Here is a 19,935-nt window from a genome sequence, read left to right on the forward strand (position 1 = left end):
CGCACGACCCGAAAGGCCCCCCGATGACCGCCGCCGCATTCCAGCCCGCCGACGAGGACCGCTTCTGGGCCATGGTCGAGGAGGCCTGGGCCCCGCTGGGCGAGGCGGCCAACCGGGCTCGCCGGGACCTGGCCGCCCGGTCTCCGGTCGAGGGCGAGGACCACGCCGCCTACGAGCTGCTGGGCCGGGTGGAGGACGTGCACGTGGAGTTCCTGGCCAACCTGCGGGCGGCGAGCGAGCCGCTGACCGCCGCGGAGCTGACCGCCCTCGACGCGGTGGTGGAACGCAAGCTGTACGACCTCGACCGGGCCGACGTGCACGAGGTGACCGACGGCTCCGACGATGGCTTCCTGTACGCCAGGGGCTTCATCGTCTCCCTGGGACGTGACTACTACGAGGCGGTGATGAGGGAGCCGCGGCTGGCCGTGCTCGAGGCGGACTGCCAGGAGATGGGCTACTTCTTCGCCCACCTCCACCACAAGCGGCACGGGTCCTTCCCGGCGACCGGCTCAGGCATCAGCCGCGAGTCGTGCTCCAACCGCGCCGGCTGGCCCGCCTTCTGACCGGCCGAGCGGGTAAGCGCCGGTCGCGCGGGTCGGCGCCTTCTGGCCGGCCGAGCGGGTCAGGCGGACAGGCCGAAGTCGGCCAGCGTGTAGACCGACCGGTAGGTCAGCCCCTCCTCGGCCATCCGGCCCGCGGCCCCGCGCTCGACGATGGTCACCACGGCCACCACCTCGGCCCCGGCCTCGCGCACGGCCTCGACGGCGGTGAGCGGCGACCCGCCGGTGGTCGAGGTGTCCTCCACGACCAGCACCCGCCGGCCGGCGATGTCCGGCCCCTCGATCCGCCGCTGCATGCCGTGCGCCTTGGCCGCCTTGCGCACCACGAAGGCGTCCAGCGTGCGGCCCTGCGCGGCGGCGGCGTGCAACATGGAGGTGGCGACCGGGTCGGCGCCCAGTGTGAGCCCGCCCACCGCGTCGAAGTCGAGATCGGCGGTCAGGTCCAGGAGCACCCGGCCGACCAGCGGGGCGGCGGTGCCGTCGAGGGTGATGCGCCGCAGGTCGAGGTACCAGTCGGATTCGAGCCCCGAGGAGAGCACGACCCGCCCGTGCACGACGGCCTTCTTCTGGATCTCGGCGAGCAGGGTGTCACGATCAGTCGTCATGCCTTTCAGCGTAGTGACCTGAGCAGGTGGAGGGCTTCGTCGTACCCCTCGGGCAGCCGCAGCACCCGCACGCGCAGCCGCCTGCCGTACGCGCTGCGCCCGGAGCGCAGCTCGGCCAGCCGGACCGGCAGGGTGCGGCCGGCGGGGGTGAGCACGGCGACGCGGACCGCGCCCAGCAGGGCGAGCGTCTCGCCGCCACGGAAGATGTCGCGCACGAGTTCGGCGAGGCTGAGGGTGGCCGCGAGCCGTTCGGCGAGCTCTCCGATCGCGTGGTACGGCTCGGCCACCACTAAGCGGTGGCGCGCGGCCACGGACCCCCGATAGAGCTCGGCGACGCGCGTACGGAGGTAGGCGAGGGTGACCAGCCCGGTGAGCGGGTCCTCGCAGCGGAGCTCGGCCATCGGCGCGAAGGTGGCCTCGGTCCATCCGGCGGCGAAGGAACGGAGCGCCTCGAACGGCGGGTCGCCCCGGCCGAGGACGGCGTAGAGCGCGGCGAGGTCGGTCAGCCCCTCGGCGATGCCGACCCCGGCCCGCGCGCGGGCGTCGCCGAGCGAGCCGCACGCGCGGGTGACGTCGTGGCCCCTCAGCACGGCCTCACCCGCCCGTTCCACCGCCGGTGTCCACCAGTCCCCGGGTACGGACCATCCGGCGCGCATGCTCCGTTTGCGCCACCTGGCCCGCAGTGACCCCGGGATGTCCTCTTCCATCGCTCCTCCGAACCTTCCATGAGCAAAGACGCCACTTCGGTTTAGTCATGACGCCGAATGCGGAATGATTCGCCAGGCAACCCCGCGTAATCGTGAGGTCACTATGAGTGCAGAATCGCCGCAAAGTGATGCGGATCTCCTGGAAGCGGTGCGAACCGGCAATGCTTCCGCATATGGCGAGCTCTACCAGCGGCACGTGGCCGCCGCCCGGGCGCTCGCCCGGCATCTGGTCAAGGGCGACGCCGAGGTGGAGGACGTGGTCGCCGAGTCCTTCACCAAGATCCTCGACCTGGTCGGCCGGGGCGGCGGGCCCGAGTCCGGGTTCCGCCCCTACCTGCTGACCGTCGTCCGCCGGACGGTCTACGACCGCAGCCGGGTGGAGAGCCGCCAGATGACCACCGGCGAGATCGAGGAGTTCGACCCCGGCGTGCCCTTCGTCGACCCGGCGCTGACCGGGCTGGAGAAGTCGCTGGTCGCCAAGGCCTTCCTGTCCCTGCCGGAGCGCTGGCGGGCGGTGTTGTGGCACACCGAGGTCGAGGACGCCAAGCCCGCCGAGGTCGCGCCGCTGCTCGGCCTGTCGGCCAACGGCGTGGCCGCGCTGGCCTACCGCGCCCGTGAGGGCCTGCGCCAGGCCTACCTGCAGATGCACCTGGCCGCCACTCCTCAGCAGGCCTGCCGCCCGGTCCTCGGCAAGATGGGCGCGCACGTGCGCGGCGGCCTGGCCCGGCGCGAGTCCCGCCAGGTCGAGGACCATCTCGGCGACTGTCTGGAGTGCCGATCAGTCTTCCTCGAACTGTCCGACGTCAACCGTGGCCTGCGCGTCATCGTCGGCCCGCTCATCGTCGGCCCGGCCTTCGGCGGCTACTGCGCCGGCCTGCTCAAGGGTGGTGGCGCGGCGGGCGGCGCCAACCTCCTCAAGGCCTTCGGCTGGATCCGGCGCGCGCCCAAGCACCAGCAGGCCGCCATGGCCGGCGGGACGGCCGCCGCGGTCGCCGCCGCGGCCATCCTCATGCTGGTGTCGGGGGAGGAGCCGGTCAAACACCGGCCGCCGGCGGTGCAGGCCATGCCGTCGGCCATCCCGCAACCGCCGCCGCCGGTCGCCGAGCCGCCTCCCCGGCCCGAGCCTCCACCCGCCGAACCGACCCCCGCGCCACCGCCACCGGCGTCCCCGGCGCGAAAACCGGGCGCGGCCCGGCTGCGGGCCACCATCGACCCGCTCGGCGCGCTCGTGCGCTCGCACCCGGGCATCGTCGCGGTACGGCTGCGCAACGAGGGGCGAGGGCCCAGCAAGAACGTCGTCGCCCTGGTGGATCTGCCGCCGGGCGTCACCCTGGTTCCGGCCGCCCGGCGCGGCATGGCCGCCGCTCCTGCGGGCGGGATGGTGGGGCCGGTCCCCGCGATGGCCGATCCGGTCGGCACGGTCGACGGGTGGTCGTGCCGGCCGTACGGCGAGGGCGCCCGCTGCGCGCGCGGCCCCCTCGGCGCGGGGCGGGCCACCGCGGTCTTCCTGCGGGTGCTCGTCGCCGCCCACGCCCCCCAGGGGGTACGGCCTGCCGTACGCATCGAGTCGGGCGACCAGCAGCTCAGTGTGCGCGCGGTCAGCGGCGTGCGCGAGGTGGGCGCGCCGGCCCGGTTCGCCACCGACGGCAAGGTGGTCGTCCGCGCGATCGGCAACTCGCTCCTGACCTGCCCGCCGGACCGCGCCGGCTGCACGCGCGCGCTCAAACGCGAGGGCGACCGCCGGGACAACGACCTGTGGTCGATGCGCCACCGGGACGAGGACGACGACGACTCCACCAAGGCGTCGAGTGGCGCCCGGCTGGAGCTGCCTGAGGGCGGCCAGGTGGTCTGGGCGGGTCTGTACTGGTCCGCGGGGGTCGGCAAGGGCGGTCCCATCAAGTTCCGGCCACCTGGGCGCAAGGACTACGTGAACGTCGTCCCGGCGCAGGTCCTGGTGCGAGAGCTTCCCTCTGGGGCCGGCTACCAGGCCTTCGCCGACGTCACCTCGATGGTGAGCGATGCGGCGAGAAAGAGGGGGATGTGGTGGGCCGCGGACATGCCGAGCCGTGAAGGGGTCTCGCAGCACGCCGGCTGGAGCCTGGTGGTGATCGCCACCGATCCGGCGCAGCCGTACAGCCAGGCGGTGATCCTCGACACGGCCACCGTGGTCGGCGGGGCGCAGGACCGGCTGAGCCTGCCGCTGGGCGGGCTGCACGCCACCGCCGCCTCGGCCCGGGCGGAGCTGGTCACCTGGGAAGGCGACGCCGACCTGTCCGGTGACCGGGTCTCGCTGGGGGACGGAGCGCTGACTCCGGGCGCGGGCGACCGTGACCGGGACAACGTCTTCGACGGCTCCTCGAACGGGGCGGACGGGCTGACCTTCGGGGTCGATGTGGACACCTTGGAGGCGCCGCTCGGAAACGACCCGGTCCTGAAGCTCGCCACGAAGAAGGACGTAGTGCTTTTCGGCGTCGCAGCAGTTGCCGTACCAGCACGTTCATAGACATTAACGGACAAACTGGTACGGCACTGGTACGGTGCAGCGGGAAGGCTCGTCCACGGTGAATCGCCCGGATTAACCCTCGCGCGATCACCTGGTTTCATTACCCTGAGAAAGGGCCGCGTCCGGCTCTGACGGTGCAGAGCCAGATAATCGGCCGCAAACAGAAGGGGCGGTGTTCGCGTGGATCGCTGCGCGCTGTTCGTGGACGCTGGCTACTTGCTGGCCGACGGCGCGATGGCCGTGCACGGCACCCGCCATCGTGAGGCCGTGGCCTGGGACTACCCCGGACTGCTCCAGCTCCTGTCGAACCTCTCCCGCGAGCGCACGGGCCTTCCACTGCTGCGTTGCTACTGGTACGAGGCGACGGTCGAGGGGCGGCGCACGCCCGAGCACGACGCGCTGGCCGACATCCCCGGCCTCAAGCTGCGGCTCTCGCGCATCCGCCCCGGCCGCCGCGAGGGCGTGGACGCGCAGGTCCACCGCGACCTGATGACCCTGGCCCGCAACAGCGCCATCTGCGACGCCGTCGTGGTCAGCGGCGACGAGGACCTCACCCAGGTCGTCTGCGACGCCCAGGACCTCGGCATCCGCGTCACCGTCGTGCACATCACCGCCGAGGGAAGTTGGGCCGTCTCCCGTTCGCTGCGGCAGGAGGGCGACGACCTCATCGAGATCGGCGGCGGCCACCTGCGGCCGTACGTCTCGCTGGTCAGCGGCTCGGCCGAGGCGGCCAACGGTCACCACCAGCCGGTCAGCAACGGCCAGGCCACCCACTCGATCGCGCCCCTGCCCCCCTCGCAGCCGAACCCGCTCCCTCAGCCCCTGCCCCAGTCGTTGCCGCAGTCGCTGCCCAACCAGTTGCCCGCCGGCTCCGGCCAGCACGGCTCCTCGGGCCAGCTCGCCGGCTCCGGCCAGCACAGTGCCACCGGCCAGCACGGCGGTCTGGGCCACCACGCTCCCTCGGGCCAGCACGGCGCACCCAGCCCTCTCGGCTCGTCGAACCAGCTCAACTCCTCGGGCCAGATGGGCTCCGGCCAGCACGGCTCCTCGGGTCAGATGGGCTCTTCCGGCCAGATCGCCAACGCGCCGACGCAGAGCCAGCCGGTGCAACCCCTGCCGCCCGCCCAGCAGCAGCCGTCCGCCCCGGCCTCCCCGCGTTCGCACGCCGCGCCGCCGCCCGCGCTCCCGGCCTACCCGAGCTACACGCCCGAGCCGCCGTCCGCGCCCCAGCCCACGCCCGGCGTGTCCACCGGCCAGTTCGCCACCCCGTCCAGCGCGGGCACCTACCAGAGCGGCGGCCAGACCAGCGGGTACACCGGCCCGCAGGCCGCGCCCATCGCCGGCCCCCAGCCCGGCACCGGCAGCGCCACGACGCTGGCCGACGCGGTCAAGGCCGCCCACCGCGAGGGCCACGACTTCGGCGAATCCGTGGCCCGCGACGCCCCCGCCCTGTGGCTGGAGGCCGTCCTCGCCCGCAAGCCGCGCATGCCCTCCGACCTGGAGGCGCGGCTCCTGCAGGGGTCGTCGTTGCCGATCGACTTCCTGCTGCACGACGAGGTACGGCACGCGTTGCGCCGCGGCTTCTGGGACGCCCTCGAACGCGCCCGCCGCTGACCCCCCGGCTCACCAGCGGAGCAACGCCCCCACCCCGCCTTCCGGCGCCAGCGGCGCGGCGGCCTGCTCGCCCAGGATGGTGACCGTGGCCCCGCTGTCCAGCACCGCCTCGATCATCCGCTCGCCCAGGTCAGGCTCCGGTACGGTCGCCATCCCCTGAGGCGTCGCCTCGTACAGGTACCCGTCCAGCCCCCTGGCCCCGGTCCACTTCCCGTTCTCGTCCAGCACCAGGTGCTCGACCCGCCCCTCGTTGAGCAACGCGAGCGTCTGGTTGAGCCCGAGCGCCCCCTTGCCGCCCGACTTCGCCGCGTCCATCACGCGGGCCACTAGCTCGGCGTCCCGGCGGCCCCGGGTGGCCTCCAGCTCGTCCGCCACGTGCCGGGCCACCTCGGGCGCCGACATCGGGTCGACGATGGTGTCCACCTGCACCGTCGTCATCGGGTGCAGCGCCGGCGCGAGCAGCTCGGTCAGCCGCGGGTCGCCGATGAGCAGGACGTCGGTCCAGCCCATCTCCTTGGCCTGCCGCGGGATCTCCGGCGCCACGCCGTGCAGCCAGCGCTTGTAGTTGTCCTCGATCCGCGCCTCGAACCGGTCGACCTGCGTGGAGGAGGGCTGCGACCCGCCGCCCGGCCCGGGCCCGCGCATCGGCCGCCAGTCGGAGGTGTCCAGGTCGAACCGCGCCTCCTCCAGGTCCTCGGCCTTGCCGTACCGGAAGTCGATCAGACGCAGCCCGTCCCGCGACACCACCACGAACCCGGCCGGCGCGGCCATCGCCATCGCCGTGACCAGCGGGCGGATGTACGCCGTCGACTCCAGCGACGCGCTGTTCTCCATCGGGACCTGCAGCGCGATCTTCCGTACGTCGTCCTCGACCACCGCCGCGAACAGCGCCCGCCCGATCCCGCTCTCCGCCGCGTCCGTCAGCTCCAGGAGGTCCGGCTCCAGCGCGTCGAGCCGGTCGAGCACCGCCCCGCGCCTCTCCTTGTCCGGCCACGCCCCGACCTGCTCGCGTAGCGCGGACAGCTCGTTCCGCAGCCGGATGTCCCACGCGGGCCGCGTCGAGCTCTCCTCCCGCGGATCGACGGTGATGTACAGCGACAGCACGCCGACCTCGTCCTTCATTGTCACGAGGTCACGAAGGAAGGTCTGGTCGATTTGCACAGCGGTTCTCCTTGCGTCGTCTACTGCCGACTCTAAGGAGACAAATGAGGCGAAAAGTGTCCGATTGTGCGAAGTTTGACGGCCTTTTACTGCCCCGCGTTCCGCTCTCTCCACAACGAACGGTGCCGATCCGCCGCATTCTTGGCCAGCTCCAGCGAATCCGCCTCGACCGGCTCGGCCCCCCACTCGTCCAGCCGCTCGGCCATCAGCCCGACGAACTGCTCGCCGGGCGGGGTCAGCCGGCCGCTGTCGAGAATGGTCTGGCTGACCTGCCGGGCGCCGGCCCGCCAGCGGGCGAACTCCGCCCCGGCGCGCATGGCCTGCTCACCCTGCTCGTGATGGCGTTGCCGCCGCCAGAAGTCGGTGACGCCCAGGTAGGCGTAGGCGCCCTGGAGCAGGCCGCCGATCGGCCGCGGATCGGGCCGCCAGGGGGCGTAGTGCAGCGAGCCGTCCTCCGGCTTGGTCAGCGGGACGATGTCGAGCAACGCGGACAGCTTGTTGTGCGCGGTCTCGTGAGCCAGCGTGACGGCCAGCGCGTGCCCGTCCGGCGGGGTGGACAGCGCCACGCAGCCGAAGGTCTCCCGCGAGGTCGCGCTCGACAGTCCCTGCGGCGGCGCGCTCAGCGGGGTGAGCACCCGGATCGCCGCCGCCACCTCGACCGCCACCGGCGTGTGGTGGGTGGCCAGCAGGTCCCAGCCCTCGTCGAGGAGCTCCTGCCAGCGCCGCGACTCCGCCTCGCTCAGCCGGCCCCGCGAGTTGGCCAGGCCCGGCGCGCGGTACGGGTCCACGTCGTCGACCAGCACGTCGAGCCGGACCCCGGCCGCCTCCGCCGCCAGGGGGCGCAGGCCGTACCAGCCGGGCACGTTCTCGTCGAGCCGGACGATCTGCCCCTCGGCGCTCACCTCGGCGCCCTCCGGCGAGCAGTGCACGGTCGCCAGCTCGCCGGTCACGGTGACCTGGCCCAGCGAGGGCAGCGTGAGGAAGCCGTCGAGGACCGGGACGTCCACCTCGCAGCTCACCCCGGCGTGGATCGCCGCCGCGGCGGCCAGCCCGGCGAGCTGGCCGGGCGCCTGGAGGGTGCGCACGGTGTGCCGGGCCCACGCCCCGACCGACGGGTGGCGCAGGACCCGGTCGACCGCCTCGGGATGCTCGTGCTGGATCGCCGCCAGCAGGTCGTAGGCGCGGCGTACCGCGGCCTCGGCCGGGTGCCGGCCCTGCTTGGTCGCGTCGAGCACGCCCCGCACCAGCAGGAGGTGCTTGCTGTACTGGCCGCGCGCCAGCCAGTCGATCGTCACCGCGCCCCCGCCGCCGGTGGCGAGGTCGGTGAACATCTCCACCGGGACGCGGTGCTCCATCAGGTTCATCGAGGTTCCTTGAGGTCGGCTCGGACGGTGTCGCCGATGTGGGTGATCAGGCGGAGCAGGTCGGGACAGTAGACCGACGGGTTGCGGAAGCCGCTGCCCGGCCGGTAGCGGTGCGCGTAGTGGCCGCCGCCGCAGACCCGGCCCACCGGGCAGTTCGTGCACTGCTCGGCCAGCGCGAGCCGGCCGAGCTGCCTCGCCACGACGCCGGGCCGGCGCAGCGCCTCGTCGAAGGAGTCGTCCCGCACGTGCAGGCCGGTGCCCGGCGCGCCGGCGTAGGCCACCTTGAGGATGTCGCTCTGCTCGATCTCGCCGTCGGTCTCGACCACCACCATCGCGGCGGGCGACAGGCCGACCTGCTCGGTCGCCGACGCGCCGCCGAGCAGCAGCAGGAGGATCTCGTCGAACAGCCGCACCCCGGCGGGCCGCGTGCCGTACCAGCGGGTGAAGATCTCGATCAGCCAGTCCGCGTACGGCGTGGCAGCCGCTCTGACCGGCGGGTCGGCCCAGGTCGCGTGCGGCAGCAGGAAGTCGATCGTGGGCGGGTCGAAGGCGAGCAACGCCTCGTAGGTCTCGATCGGGTCGTTGGCGGTGTCCACCGCGCACAGCAGCCCGCGGAACAGGTGCCGGTAGGCGGGGGAGCCGAGCCGCTCCAGCGCGGCGGCGACCTTGTGGTGGCTGCCGCGACCGTCGGCCGTGCGCCGCCAGCGGTCGTGCGCCTCGGCGGTGCCGTCGAGGCTGACGCCCACGCCGAGGTCCAGCTCGGCGAACAGGTCGAGGAAACGTTCGGTCAGCAGGGTGCCGTTGGTCTGCGTGACGACGTCGACCCGCGCGGGGATCTCGGCGCGCAGCAGCCGGACCAGCTCGCCGATCGAGTCGGGGCCGGCCAGCAGCGGCTCGCCGCCGTGCAGGATGATCTCGACCGAGTCGAGGTCGTGGGTGAGCACGTGCTCGGCGATCCGGGCGGAGGTGAGCTTGGCGACGTCGTGCGACATGCGCTTGGGCCGGCCGCGCCAGCTCTGGTCGGCCTGCTCGTAGACGTAGCAGTAGGCGCACGCGAGATCACAACGGCTGTGGATCTTGAGGATGAACTGGCGGAACGGCGTGGGCCGCCATCCGTCCGTCACCAACGCGGCGACATCGAGCGTCGCCGGCCACTCAGGCACTGGGATCAAGCCCTTCCGCGCCGTGACTTAGCTGTCGGGCTCAGCATAGCCAGATCAGGCGGAATCGCTCAGCAGTTCCTCGGCTTGCGGGATCAGATGCGGCGGAAGCTTGGTGATGATGCTTCTGAGCACGGCGGAGGCGGCCCGCACGCCCGACTGCATCAGCGTCTGAGCCAGGGCGAGTTGGGCCGCGGGGTCGGCCGGCGCGTAGGAGAGCGCCGCGTTGATCCGCTCCAGCGCCACCGTCCGGTCGCCCTCGGCGAGGGCCAGCTTGCCCTGCGCGGTGAGCACGCGGGAGACGCCGTCGAAGCGCTGCTCGGTGGCGTAGCTGGCCGCGGCCTCGTCGAAGTACCGGTTGGCCTCGTCGGGGTCGGCGTTGGCCATGGCGATCAGGCCGAAGATCTCGGCGGCGTCGCCGCGCACCCACGGATCGCCGACCGCCGAGGCGCGCACCGCCTCCCGCGCGTAGCGGCGGGCGTTGTCCCAGTCGGCGTGCTCCAGCGCCCGCCGGGCGCGGCGCAGGTAGATGTCGGGGGTCTCCAGCCGGGCGATCGTCTCGATCAGCCGGTCGTGCCGCAGCTCGTACCAGCGCAGGTTGAGCCGGAGCTCGGTGCGCAGGATGTTCTGCTCGACCAGCGCGTGGGCGACCTCGTTCGGCATGCCCTGGGTCTGGTCGATGCCCTCGTAGACGGTGTTGCGGGTGGTGTGCTCGGTGATGAAGGTCCGGCGGAGCCACATCCGGATGTCGCTCTCGCCGACGCCGTGCTCGCGGGCGACCGTGCTGAGGGCGCGGTTGCAGTAGCCGGTCAGGAAGCGGTCGACGTTGCCGTAGATGCGGGTGTGCTCCGGCTGGATCTCGGTGACCGTGTCGGGCAGCGACTCCCAGAGCGCGGCGCAGTTGATCTGCAGCTCGAACGGGTCGACCAGGCCGAAGTGGAGCTGCGAGTGCAGGCCGTGGTCGTCCTGGAGCCCGGCCTCCCGCACGCCGTCGATGAGCAGCTCGGCCGCCCCGGGCGCGTAGTGCCGTCCGGTGCCGGCGACCGGCCCGGTGACCGCCTCCAGCGCCGCCTCCGGCGTGAAGGGCAGCAGGTGGAAGCGGGTGCGCGAGCCGCGGCCGAAGGCCCGCTCGTAGGGGATGACCATGTAGAGGAACTCTTCGCGCAGCGAGAGCAGCAGGTGCAGCCGGTCGTGCTGGGCGAGCGCCTCGGCGAGCTGGCCGAGCAGCTCGCGCTGCTGCGGGCCGAGGGAGGAGCGGCCGTGGAAGAGCTCCTCGGCCTGGTCGATCGCGGCCAGCACGGGCATCGGGTCGCCGTACTCGTCCAGGCGGGTGGGCCGGATCTCGCGCAAAAACTGCGAGACGGTCAGCTCGGCGAGCCGGGCGGGCTCGGTGTCGGGCGCCCAGCAGGACAGCAAAGCCATGACGTACGGGTTGCCCGGGCCGTGGTCGCGCGGCGCGATCCGGGCGATCGGCAGCCGGTCCACCCGGGAGTCGTCGAGCCGGGGGACGACGCCGGCGTGCAGGAGCGAGGTCTTGCCGACGCCGGAGGCGCCGTAGAGGACCGTCAGCCCGGTGGCCTGCCAGAGGGTCGCGACCTCGCGTGACTCCCGCGAACGGCCGTGGAACACCTCGTGCTCGGTGGGCCGGTAGGGGCGCAGACCCACGTAGGGCGTCATGGTCGTTACCTTCCCATCTTCCGCCGCAACGACTCGAAGAACTGATCGGTGGTTCCGATGAAGGTGGAGATGTTCCAGTCGTGCAGGTACTGCTCCAGGTACTTGATGGCGCGGACCTGCGCCTCCGGGTGCGTGCCCAGCGCGGCGACGAGCTGCACGCTGATGCTGCGCCGGCCGCGCCGTACCCCGTTGAGGAGGCTGCGGTAGAGCACGCGGAAGGCCCAGTCCTGGAGGCTGTAGCCGATCAGCAGCAGCGGGGTGCCGGTGATGGCCTTGACCACCTGGTCGGGCAGCGGCTTGCGATCGCCGGAGGCGGCGGCGCTGACCATGCTGAGCTGGTAGTCCATGAAGTCGTTGTCGGTCAGCACGATGCTGTCGGGATGGTCCCAGCTCCCGTGCAAATGGTAGACGAGCGGGTTGCCCCGGGACGGCTCGCCGGGCACCTCACCGGGCTCGGAGGTGCCGTCGATGAGCTGCGAGGCGGCGACCTGCGGATCTCTGGACGCCTTGCGGAGGGCCTGCGCTACCAGGTCGTCATAGTTCGTGGTGAGAAAGGTAGTGATGGGAAATTCGGCCAGCACCGCATAGGGATCGACCGCGTCCGCGGCGGGCGGGGTATTGGCGATGTGATCCTTCAGATGGCGGCACACATCGCGTTTGACGTCGACCGGGTCACCTAATTGGGTGGTCGCGGCGAATTGGGTGACTTTCGGGAGATTGTCGGCGTCCTGGAACGGATATCCGTAAAGCTCGGCGAAATGCTGGCTCAACGCCCCACCGGTCGGCAGCCGGTGAGCGCTCGCGCCGGCGCCGAGCAACGGAGTGCATTCCCCGTCTTCGAGTTGCCTGATGAGCCGGATCCAGTCGCCGTTGTTCACCCATCACCCCATGAGCGGCGTCAGAGCGCGGACTGAAAGCCCGCCACCGGACCGGAATCGCTCTCCAGCAGGCGACCGAGCGCCACCTTGAGCGCCGGGCTCTCGAGGCTCGCCACCTCGGCCAGGCTGAGGCCGCTCAGGTCGATCAGACCGTCGCCGTAACCCTCTGTGGCGTCGCTGCCCATCTGCATGTTCTCCCTCACCCGAATTTTCCCCGTCATTCTCGCACGTATGGAGCACGGCTTGGCCAGAGGCAGGCTCGCGCTTTTCCGCCATTTTCTCCGGCCGGTGTCCGGGCTACGATTGGCGGGACAATCGGCTGGACTGGGGCGGTGGCGTGACGGCAACGGATTTCAGTCGTGAGCCCGAGATCTGGGGCAAGGTCCCGCAGCGCAACATGAATTTCACCGGTCGCGGCGACCTGCTCGAACGGCTCCGGGAAGGATTGCGCTCCGACGTGACCGCGGTCCTGCCCGACCAGGATCAGGGCCACGTGCCGCGCACCCTGCACGGCCTCGGCGGCGTGGGCAAGACGCAGCTCGTGATCGAGTACGCGCACCGCTTCAAGCACGAGTACGACCTCGTGTGGTGGATCCCGGCCGACCAGACCATGCTGATGAAGTCGGCGCTGGCCGGACTGGCCTCGCGGCTGCGGCTGCCGGTGGCGCCCTCGCTGGGCGTGGAGGCGGTCACCACGGCGGTGCTCGACGCCCTGCGGCGCGGCGAGCCGTACTCCCGGTGGTTGCTGATCTTCGACAACGCGGACGCGCCCGAGGACATCGAGGACGTCATCCCGCACGGCCCCGGCCACGTGCTCATCACCTCGCGCAACCACCGCTGGCAGGGCGTCGTCGACACCATCTCGGTCGACGTCTTCGAGCGCGACGAGAGCATCGAGTTCCTGCTGAAGCGGGTCCGCCGCGGCATCAGCCGCGATCAGGCCGGCCAGCTCGCCGACGCGCTGGGCAACCTGCCGCTGGCGCTGGAGCAGGCCGGCGCGCTCCAGGTGGAGACCGGCATGCCCGCGGAGGAGTATCTCCGCCTGCTGGAGGAGCGCGTCACCGAGCTGCTGGCGGTCAGCAAGCCCTCCGACTACCCGCATTCGATGACCGCCGCCTGGTCGATCTCGGTGGCGCAGCTCCGCGAGCGCATGCCGGAAGCGGTCGACCTGCTGCGCGCCTGTGCCTTCTTCGGGCCCGAGCCGATCCCGCGCAACGTCTTCCGCCAACTGCCCGCCGAGTACGCCGCCTCCTCGCGCTTCACCCGGATGCTGACCAACACCATCCAGGTCAGCCGCGCCATCGGCGAGCTGGGCCGGTACGCGCTGGCCCGCATCGACTCGCCCGACGACCGCAACCAGGGCCCCGACCGGCCCCGGCACACCATCCAGGTGCACCGGCTGGTCCAGGCGCTGCTGCGCGACGAGATCGCCCGCGAGGAGTGGCCGGGCTGGCGGCACGAGGTGCACCTGCTGCTCGCCGCGGCGGCGCACCGCCAGGAGCCGGACGACAACGCCACCTGGCCGCAGTACAGCTGGCTGGTCGGCCACGTCATGCCCTCGCAGATCGCCTCCAGCACCGACAACCGGGTGCGCGAGTTCGCGGTGAACGTGGTCCGCTACCTCTACTCCTCCGGCGACTTCAAGTCCGCCCGCGAGCTGGCCGCGCTGCTCATCGAGCAGTGGAGCCAGGCCGGCGGCGACGAGCGCCACCTGCTGGCCGTCCAGCGCCACCTCGGCATCGTCATCCGCGAGCAGGGCGAGATCCAGGAGTCCTACGCGCTCAACCGGCGGCTGCTCGACCGGCTGCGCGCCACCCTGGGCGAGGACGACGACGAGACCTTGCTGCTGCTCAACAGTCACGGCGCCGACCTGCGCTTCCTGGGCCGCTTCGACGAGGCGCTGGCGCACGACAGCGACTCGCTGGCCCGGCACGAGGACAAGTTCGGCCCCGACCACCCGCGCACCCTGCGCGCCAAGAACAACCTCGCGCTCGACCTGCTCCTGCTCGGCGACTACACGCGGGCCGAGGCGCTGCAGAACGAGACCTACATGGCCCAGGAACAGGCCGGGTCGAGCAAGCAGAACATCCTCGCCTCGCTCAACGGCCTGGCCCGGGTGGTACGGCTCAGCGGCCGCTACCGCGAGGCGTGCGACATCGGCCAGGACGCCTACGCCTACGGCCTGCAGGAGCTGCCCGGCCACCCCTGGACGTTGCGCGCGGCCAAGGACCTGTCGATCGCGCTGCGCCGCAACGGCCAGGTCGACGAGGCGCTCGACCTGGCCAGGCGCACTTTCGACCTGCAGAAGAACGCCTCGGGCATGGCGCACCCCGACTCGCTGGCCGCCGCGCTCTGCCTGGGCAACGCGCTGCGCGCGGCCGGCGCGATCGAGGAGGCGCTGGAACTGCTGGAGGAGACGGTCAAGCTCTACCCGCGGATGTACGGCAACGACCACCCGTTCCGCTACGGCTGCGACATGAACCTCGCGCTGCTGCTGCGGGTGAACGACCAGGTCGGCCGGGCCAGGGAGCTCGACCGGGTGGCACTCGACGGCTTCGACGCCCGGCTCACCCGCGACCACCACTTCACCCTGACCTGCGCCATCAACCTGGCCTCCGACCTGGCGATGCTGGGCGAGACCGAATCGGCCAGGGCGCTGGGCGAGGGCACGTTGCGACGGCTGCGCACGCTGCTGGGCATCGACCACCCGCTCACCCTCGCCTGCGCCACCAACCTGGTCCTCGACCTGCAGACCGTGGGCGAGACCGAGCAGGCCGCCGAGCTGCGCGAGGAGACCATGGCGGCCTACGAGCGGGTGCTCGGCCCCGAGCACCCCGACACGCTGGTCGCCGCGCAGGGCGGGCGGATCGACTTCGACTTCGACCCGCCCGTGCTCTGAGCCTCAGGACAGGGCGTCGAAGCCGGCGCGGAGGTGTTCGAGGCGGGTGTTGAGGTCGGCGACGGCGGAGGTCAGGGCGGTGTCGTCCGACTTGCGGGCCTGCTCGCGGACGCGGGCGGCCTCGTCCTCCACCGCGGCGAGGCGGCGGGAGAGCTCGGGGAGCACCGCGGCGGCGTCGGCGGCCTCGTCGGGAGGCAGCTCGCCGGCGAGGTGCTCACGCAGCAGCGCGGCCTGCTCGGCCAGGCGCTTGTGCATCTTGTAGAGCTCGACGAAGACCTGCACCTTGGCCCGCAGCACCCACGGGTCGAACGGCTTGGTGAGGTAGTCCACCGCGCCGGCGGCGTAGCCGCGGAAGGCGTAGTCGGGCGCGCTGTCGACGACGGTCAGGAAGATGATCGGGATGTTGCGCGTCCGTTCGCGCCGCTTGATGTGCGCGGCGGTCTCGAAGCCGTCCATCCCGGGCATCCGCACGTCGAGCAGGATGAGCGCGAACTCGGTCCCGAGCAGCGCCTTGAGCGCCTCCTCGCCCGACCGGGCCCGGACGGGCACGAGGTCGAGCGAGCTCAGGATCGCCTCGAGCGCGATCAGGTTCTCCTCCCGGTCGTCGACCAGGAGGATCTTGGCGCGGTCCGGCATAAGTTCAGGGCCTCTCTGTCGTCCGGCCGCGGTTCAGCCAGCCACGGAGTCTCTCCAGCAGGCGGTCGACGTCCACCGGCTTGGGCACGTAGTCGGAGGCGCCGGAGGCGATGCTCTTCTCCCGGTCGCCCCGCATGACCTTGGCGGTCAGCGCGATGATCGGCAGGTCGGCGAACTGCGGCATCCGCCGGATCGCCGAGGTCGTGGCCCAGCCGTCCATCTCCGGCATCATGATGTCCATCAGCACGAGCGCCACGTCCTCGTTGCGTTCGAGCTGCTCGATGCCCTCGCGCCCGTTCTCCGCGTAGACGACCGTGGCGCCCTGCTGCTCCAGCACGCTGGTCAGCGCGAAGACGTTGCGGATGTCGTCGTCCACGATGAGGATCTTGGCCTGGGCCAGCGGGTCGGGTCCCTGCCAGGGCCGGGGCTGCGACAGCTCGGGCAGCGGCAGGTCGAAGGCCATGGCCGGTTCGGGCAACGCCACCTGCGGCTCCTCCGGCGGCGCGGCGGGCGGCAGGGCGAGCGTCTCGCGGGTGGGCAGCGGCCCGGAGTAGGTGCTGGGCAGGAAGAGCGTGAAGGTGCTGCCCTTGCCGACCTCGCTGGTCACCCGGATCTCGCCGCCGAGCAGGCGGGCGATGTCGCGGCTGATGGACAGGCCCAGGCCGGTGCCGCCGTACTTGCGGCTGGTGGTGCCGTCGGCCTGCCGGAACGCCTCGAAGATGATCTCCCGCTTGTCGGGCGCGATGCCGATGCCGGTGTCGATCACCTCGAAGGCCAGGACCTCGGAGGCCTCGCGCAGCTTGGTGTCCTCGTAGACGACGTGCTCGGGGGCCTTGGTGACGCGCAGCCGTACCTCGCCCTTGGGGGTGAACTTGACCGCGTTGGACAGCAGGTTGCGCAGCACCTGCTGCAACCGCTGCTCGTCGGTGTTGATCTCGGTCGGCACGCCGCCGTCCACCTCGACGCCGAAGCTCAGCCCCTTGTCCTGGGCAAGCGGCGCGAAGGCGGCCTCGACGTAGTCGAGCAGCTTCGGCAGCGAGATCTGCGCCGGGTGGATGTCCATGCGCCCGGCCTCGACCTTGGAGACGTCGAGGATGTCGTTGATGAGCTGCAGGAGCTGGGAGCCCGAGCCGTGGATGTGCTTGGCGTACTCCACCTGCTGGTCGGTCAGGTTGCCGTCGGAGTTTTCCGTCAGCAGCTTGGCCAGCACGAGCAGGCTGTTGAGCGGCGTGCGCAGCTCGTGGGACATGTTCGCCAGGAACTCCGACTTGTACCGGCCGGAGACCGCGAGCTGCTCCGCGCGTTCCTCCAACGTACGGCGGGCCTGCTCGATCTGGAAGTTCTGGATCTCGATGGCGCGGTTCTGCTTGGCCAGCAGCGCCGCCTTGTCCTCCAGCTCGGCGTTGGACCGGCGCAGCTCCTCCTGCTGCCGCTCCAGCTCGTCGGAGCGCTCCTGGAGCTCTTCCGCGAGCCGCTGCGACTCCTTGAGCAGGTCTTCCGTGCGGGAGTTGGCGATGATGGTGTTCATCGTCACGCCGATGGTCTCGACGAGCTGGGTGAGGAAGTCGAGGTGCACCTCGCCGAACTTGCTGAACGAGGCCAGCTCCAGCACGCCGAGCACGCGGCTCTCGAACAGGATCGGCACGACCACGATCTGGGCCGGGGTCGAGCTGCTCAGGCCGCTGTCGATGGTGATGAAGCCGGGCGGCACGTCGTCCAGGGTGATCGGCTTGCCCTCCAGGGCGGCCTGGCCGACGATGCCCTCGCCCAGCGCGAAGGTGGTGCGCGGGCTGCGCTCGGGCCGCACACCGTACCCGCCGATCAGGATGAGCGCCTGCTCGGACTCGGGGTCGATGGCGTAGAAGGCGCCGTAGCGGGCGGTGACCAGCGGGGTCAGCTCGCTCATGATCAGCTTGGCGACCTCGACGAGGTCGCGGTGGCCCTGCATGAGCCGGGAGATGCGGGCCAGGTTGGACTTGAGCCAGTCCTGTTCCTGGTTGGCCTGCGTGGTCTCGCGCAGGTTGGCCACCATCGAGTTGATGTTGTCCTTGAGCTCGGCGAGCTCGCCCTTGGCCTCGTCCTCGATCGAGCGGGTCAGGTCGCCCTGGGCGACCGCGCTGGTGACCGTGGCGATGGCGCGCACCTGCGTGGTGAGGTTGCCGGCCAGCTCGTTCACCGACTCGGTGAGCCGCTTCCAGGTGCCTTCGACGCCCTCGACGCGGGCCTGGCCGCCGAGCTGGCCTTCCGAGCCCACCTCCCGGGCGACTCGGGTGACCTCGGAGGCGAAGCTGGAGAGCTGGTCCACCATCCGGTTCATGGTGGTCTTGAGCTCCAGGATCTCGCCCTGGGCGTCCACGTCGATCTTGCGGGTGAGGTCGCCCTTGGCGACCGCGGTGGTCACCTCGGCGATGTTGCGCACCTGGTAGGTCAGGTTGTTGGCCATGAAGTTGACGTTGTCGGTGAGGTCCTTCCACACACCGGACACGCCCTGCACCCTGGCCTGGCCGCCGAGCTGGCCCTCGGTGCCCACCTCGCGGGCGACTCGGGTCACCTCGTCGGCGAAGGAGGAGAGCTGGTCCACCATCGTGTTGAGGGTGTCCTTGAGCTGGAGGATCTCGCCCTGCGCGTCGACGGTGATCTTCTTGGTCAGGTTGCCCTGGGCCACGGCCGTCGCGACGGTGGCGATGTTGCGCACCTGGACGGTGAGGTTGTTGGCCATGAAGTTGACGTTGTCGGTGAGGTCCTTCCAGGTGCCGGAGACGCCGCTCACCTGGGCCTGGCCGCCGAGCTGGCCCTCGGTGCCCACCTCGCGGGCGACTCGGGTGACCTCGGAGGCGAAGGAGGACAACTGGTCCACCATCGTGTTCATGGTTGACTTGAGCTCCAGGATCTCGCCCTGGGCGTCCACGTCGATCTTGCGGGTGAGGTCGCCGTTGGCGACGGCGGTGGTCACCTGGGCGATGTTGCGCACCTGGTAGGTCAGGTTGTTGGCCATCGAGTTGACGTTGTCGGTCAGCTCTTTCCAGACCCCGGAGACACCCTTGACCTCGGCGCGCCCGCCGAGCTTGCCTTCGGTGCCGACTTCGCGGGCCACCCGGCTCACCTCGTCGGCGAAGGAGGAGAGCTGGTCCACCATCGTGTTGAGGGTGTCCTTCAGCTCCAGGATCTCGCCCTGCGCGTCGACGGTGATCTTCTTGGTCAGGTTGCCCTGGGCCACCGCGGTCGCGACGGTGGCGATGTTGCGCACCTGGATGGTCAGGTTGTTGGCCATGAAGTTGACGTTGTCGGTGAGGTCCTTCCAGGCACCGGTCAGGCCGCTGACCTGGGCCTGGCCGCCGAGCTTGCCCTCGGTGCCGACCTCGCGCGCGACTCGGGTGACCTCTTCGGCGAAGGCGGAGAGCTGGTCGACCATGGTGTTGACGGTGTTCTTGAGCTCGAACATCTCGCCGACCGCGTCCACGGTGACTTTCCTCGACAAATCGCCCTTGGCCACGGCGGTCGTCACGACCGCGATGTCGCGCACCTGGGCCGAGACCCGCGAGGACATGGTGTTGACCGCCTCGGTGAGGTCGCGCCAGGTGCCGGACATGCCGCGCAGGTTGGCGCTGCCGCCCAGCCGGCCCTCGGTGCCGACCTCGCGGGCCACCCTGGTGACCTCGGAGGTGAACAGCGAGAGCTGGTCGACCATGCCGTTGATCGCCTTGCCCAGCCGCCGGACCTCGCCGCGCGCGGTGCGGTCGAGGTCGATCCGCCGCGACAGGTCGCCCTTCGCCACCGCGTCGATCACGTCCGCCGCGCCGCTCACCGGGCTCACCAGCGCGTCGATCAGGCTGTTGACCGACTCGACGCTCTCCGCCCAGGCGCCCACTCCGGGGCCGGGGGTCAGCCGCTCCTGGAAGCGGCCCTCCTTCACGACCTCCCTGCGTACCCGCAGCAGCTCGTTGGCGAGGTGCTCGCGACGGTCGGCGACCTCGTTGAGCAGGAGCCTGACCTCGCTCAGAATCCCCGGAGGAGCATGCGGAACGCGGCGACGGAAGTCACCGTCGCGCCATGAGAAGAGCGTCTCCAGGATCGGGATCAGATCCGACTCGGTATACGTTCTCTCCTCAGGAGTGGACACAGACATGGGGCCTCCTTCACTCCCGGGGTGCCGGTACCAGTCTGTCATGAC

14 protein-coding genes are annotated in these 19,935 nt (G+C 71.3%); 4 read left to right on the forward strand and 10 right to left on the reverse strand.

Annotated elements, in window-relative coordinates; translation table 11 throughout:
- The first annotated feature begins 23 nt into the window (after positions 1-23).
- On the forward strand, positions 24-563 hold the full coding sequence (locus AB0I67_RS07795) for a DUF4240 domain-containing protein (RefSeq protein ID WP_357919336.1): 540 nt from the start codon (positions 24-26) through the stop codon (positions 561-563).
- A 59-nt stretch (positions 564-622) separates the two neighbouring features.
- On the opposite strand, the gene pyrE is transcribed toward AB0I67_RS07795, so the two are convergent.
- Positions 623-1,165, reverse strand: coding sequence for an orotate phosphoribosyltransferase (gene pyrE / locus AB0I67_RS07800; RefSeq protein ID WP_357919339.1), 543 nt, complete (start codon positions 1,163-1,165; stop codon positions 623-625).
- Positions 1,166-1,170: 5 nt separating this feature from the next.
- The gene (locus tag AB0I67_RS07805; protein ID WP_357919342.1) at positions 1,171-1,755 is read right to left on the reverse strand and encodes a hypothetical protein; all 585 of its coding nucleotides are present in this window, start codon (positions 1,753-1,755) and stop codon (positions 1,171-1,173) included.
- Positions 1,756-2,020: 265 nt separating this feature from the next.
- On the opposite strand from AB0I67_RS07805, the gene AB0I67_RS07810 reads away from it, so the two are divergent.
- Both AB0I67_RS07810 and AB0I67_RS07815 read left to right on the forward strand, forming a co-directional pair.
- Positions 2,021-4,375, forward strand: a complete 2,355-nt coding sequence (locus AB0I67_RS07810; RefSeq protein ID WP_357919344.1) for a sigma-70 family RNA polymerase sigma factor — start codon at positions 2,021-2,023, stop codon at positions 4,373-4,375.
- 180 nt (positions 4,376-4,555) lie between these two features.
- Positions 4,556-5,989, forward strand: coding sequence for an NYN domain-containing protein (locus AB0I67_RS07815; protein WP_357919345.1), 1,434 nt, complete (start codon positions 4,556-4,558; stop codon positions 5,987-5,989).
- A 9-nt stretch (positions 5,990-5,998) separates the two neighbouring features.
- Here AB0I67_RS07815 and AB0I67_RS07820 read toward each other — a convergent pair whose 3' ends face one another.
- The 6 genes from AB0I67_RS07820 to fxsA form a co-directional block, all read right to left on the reverse strand.
- A complete protein-coding gene (locus AB0I67_RS07820; protein WP_357919349.1) occupies positions 5,999-7,150 on the reverse strand; it encodes a VLRF1 family aeRF1-type release factor in 1,152 nt (383 codons plus the stop codon).
- A gap of 86 nt (positions 7,151-7,236) precedes the next feature.
- Complete coding sequence (locus AB0I67_RS07825) at positions 7,237-8,514, reverse strand: HEXXH motif domain-containing protein (RefSeq protein ID WP_357919352.1); 1,278 nt, start codon at positions 8,512-8,514, stop codon at positions 7,237-7,239.
- Entirely contained in the window at positions 8,511-9,638 is a 1,128-nt protein-coding gene (locus AB0I67_RS07830; protein ID WP_357919355.1) for an FxsB family cyclophane-forming radical SAM/SPASM peptide maturase, read from the reverse strand. The genes AB0I67_RS07825 and AB0I67_RS07830 overlap by 4 nt, the downstream gene beginning before the upstream one ends.
- Positions 9,639-9,731: 93 nt before the next feature.
- Positions 9,732-11,351: a hypothetical protein gene (locus AB0I67_RS07835; RefSeq protein ID WP_357919357.1), complete on the reverse strand. Its 1,620-nt coding sequence runs from the start codon at positions 11,349-11,351 to the stop codon at positions 9,732-9,734.
- Positions 11,352-11,356: 5 nt separating this feature from the next.
- Positions 11,357-12,229: an SIR2 family protein gene (locus AB0I67_RS07840; RefSeq protein ID WP_357919360.1), complete on the reverse strand. Its 873-nt coding sequence runs from the start codon at positions 12,227-12,229 to the stop codon at positions 11,357-11,359.
- A gap of 20 nt (positions 12,230-12,249) precedes the next feature.
- Positions 12,250-12,414 carry an FxSxx-COOH cyclophane-containing RiPP peptide gene (gene fxsA, locus AB0I67_RS07845; RefSeq protein WP_357919363.1) on the reverse strand — a complete coding sequence of 55 codons (165 nt, stop codon included), beginning with the start codon at positions 12,412-12,414 and terminating at the stop codon, positions 12,250-12,252.
- A 152-nt stretch (positions 12,415-12,566) separates the two neighbouring features.
- Between fxsA and fxsT the strand changes: the two genes are divergently transcribed.
- A complete protein-coding gene (fxsT, locus tag AB0I67_RS07850) occupies positions 12,567-15,128 on the forward strand; it encodes an FxSxx-COOH system tetratricopeptide repeat protein (RefSeq protein ID WP_357919367.1) in 2,562 nt (853 codons plus the stop codon).
- A gap of 3 nt (positions 15,129-15,131) precedes the next feature.
- Here fxsT and AB0I67_RS07855 read toward each other — a convergent pair whose 3' ends face one another.
- Positions 15,132-15,764, reverse strand: a complete 633-nt coding sequence (locus tag AB0I67_RS07855; protein ID WP_357919369.1) for a response regulator — start codon at positions 15,762-15,764, stop codon at positions 15,132-15,134.
- Positions 15,765-15,768: 4 nt separating this feature from the next.
- The gene (locus tag AB0I67_RS07860) at positions 15,769-19,890 is read right to left on the reverse strand and encodes a HAMP domain-containing protein (RefSeq protein WP_357919372.1); all 4,122 of its coding nucleotides are present in this window, start codon (positions 19,888-19,890) and stop codon (positions 15,769-15,771) included.
- Between the last annotated feature and the right edge of the window lie 45 nt (positions 19,891-19,935).

The sequence above is a fragment of the Nonomuraea sp. NPDC050310 genome (assembly GCF_040655795.1).
GTDB lineage: Bacteria > Actinomycetota > Actinomycetes > Streptosporangiales > Streptosporangiaceae > Nonomuraea.

Coding starts and splice junctions, on each gene's coding strand:
- AB0I67_RS07855 (WP_357919369.1), bottom strand. CDS start 15,764: ATGCCGGACCGCGCCAAGATCCTCCTGGTCGACGACCGGGAGGAGAAC.
- AB0I67_RS07795 (WP_357919336.1), top strand. CDS start 24: ATGACCGCCGCCGCATTCCAGCCCGCCGACGAGGACCGCTTCTGGGCC.
- AB0I67_RS07860 (WP_357919372.1), bottom strand. CDS start 19,890: ATGTCTGTGTCCACTCCTGAGGAGAGAACGTATACCGAGTCGGATCTG.
- AB0I67_RS07835 (WP_357919357.1), bottom strand. CDS start 11,351: ATGACGCCCTACGTGGGTCTGCGCCCCTACCGGCCCACCGAGCACGAG.
- fxsA (WP_357919363.1), bottom strand. CDS start 12,414: ATGGGCAGCGACGCCACAGAGGGTTACGGCGACGGTCTGATCGACCTG.
- AB0I67_RS07825 (WP_357919352.1), bottom strand. CDS start 8,514: ATGAACCTGATGGAGCACCGCGTCCCGGTGGAGATGTTCACCGACCTC.
- pyrE (WP_357919339.1), bottom strand. CDS start 1,165: ATGACGACTGATCGTGACACCCTGCTCGCCGAGATCCAGAAGAAGGCC.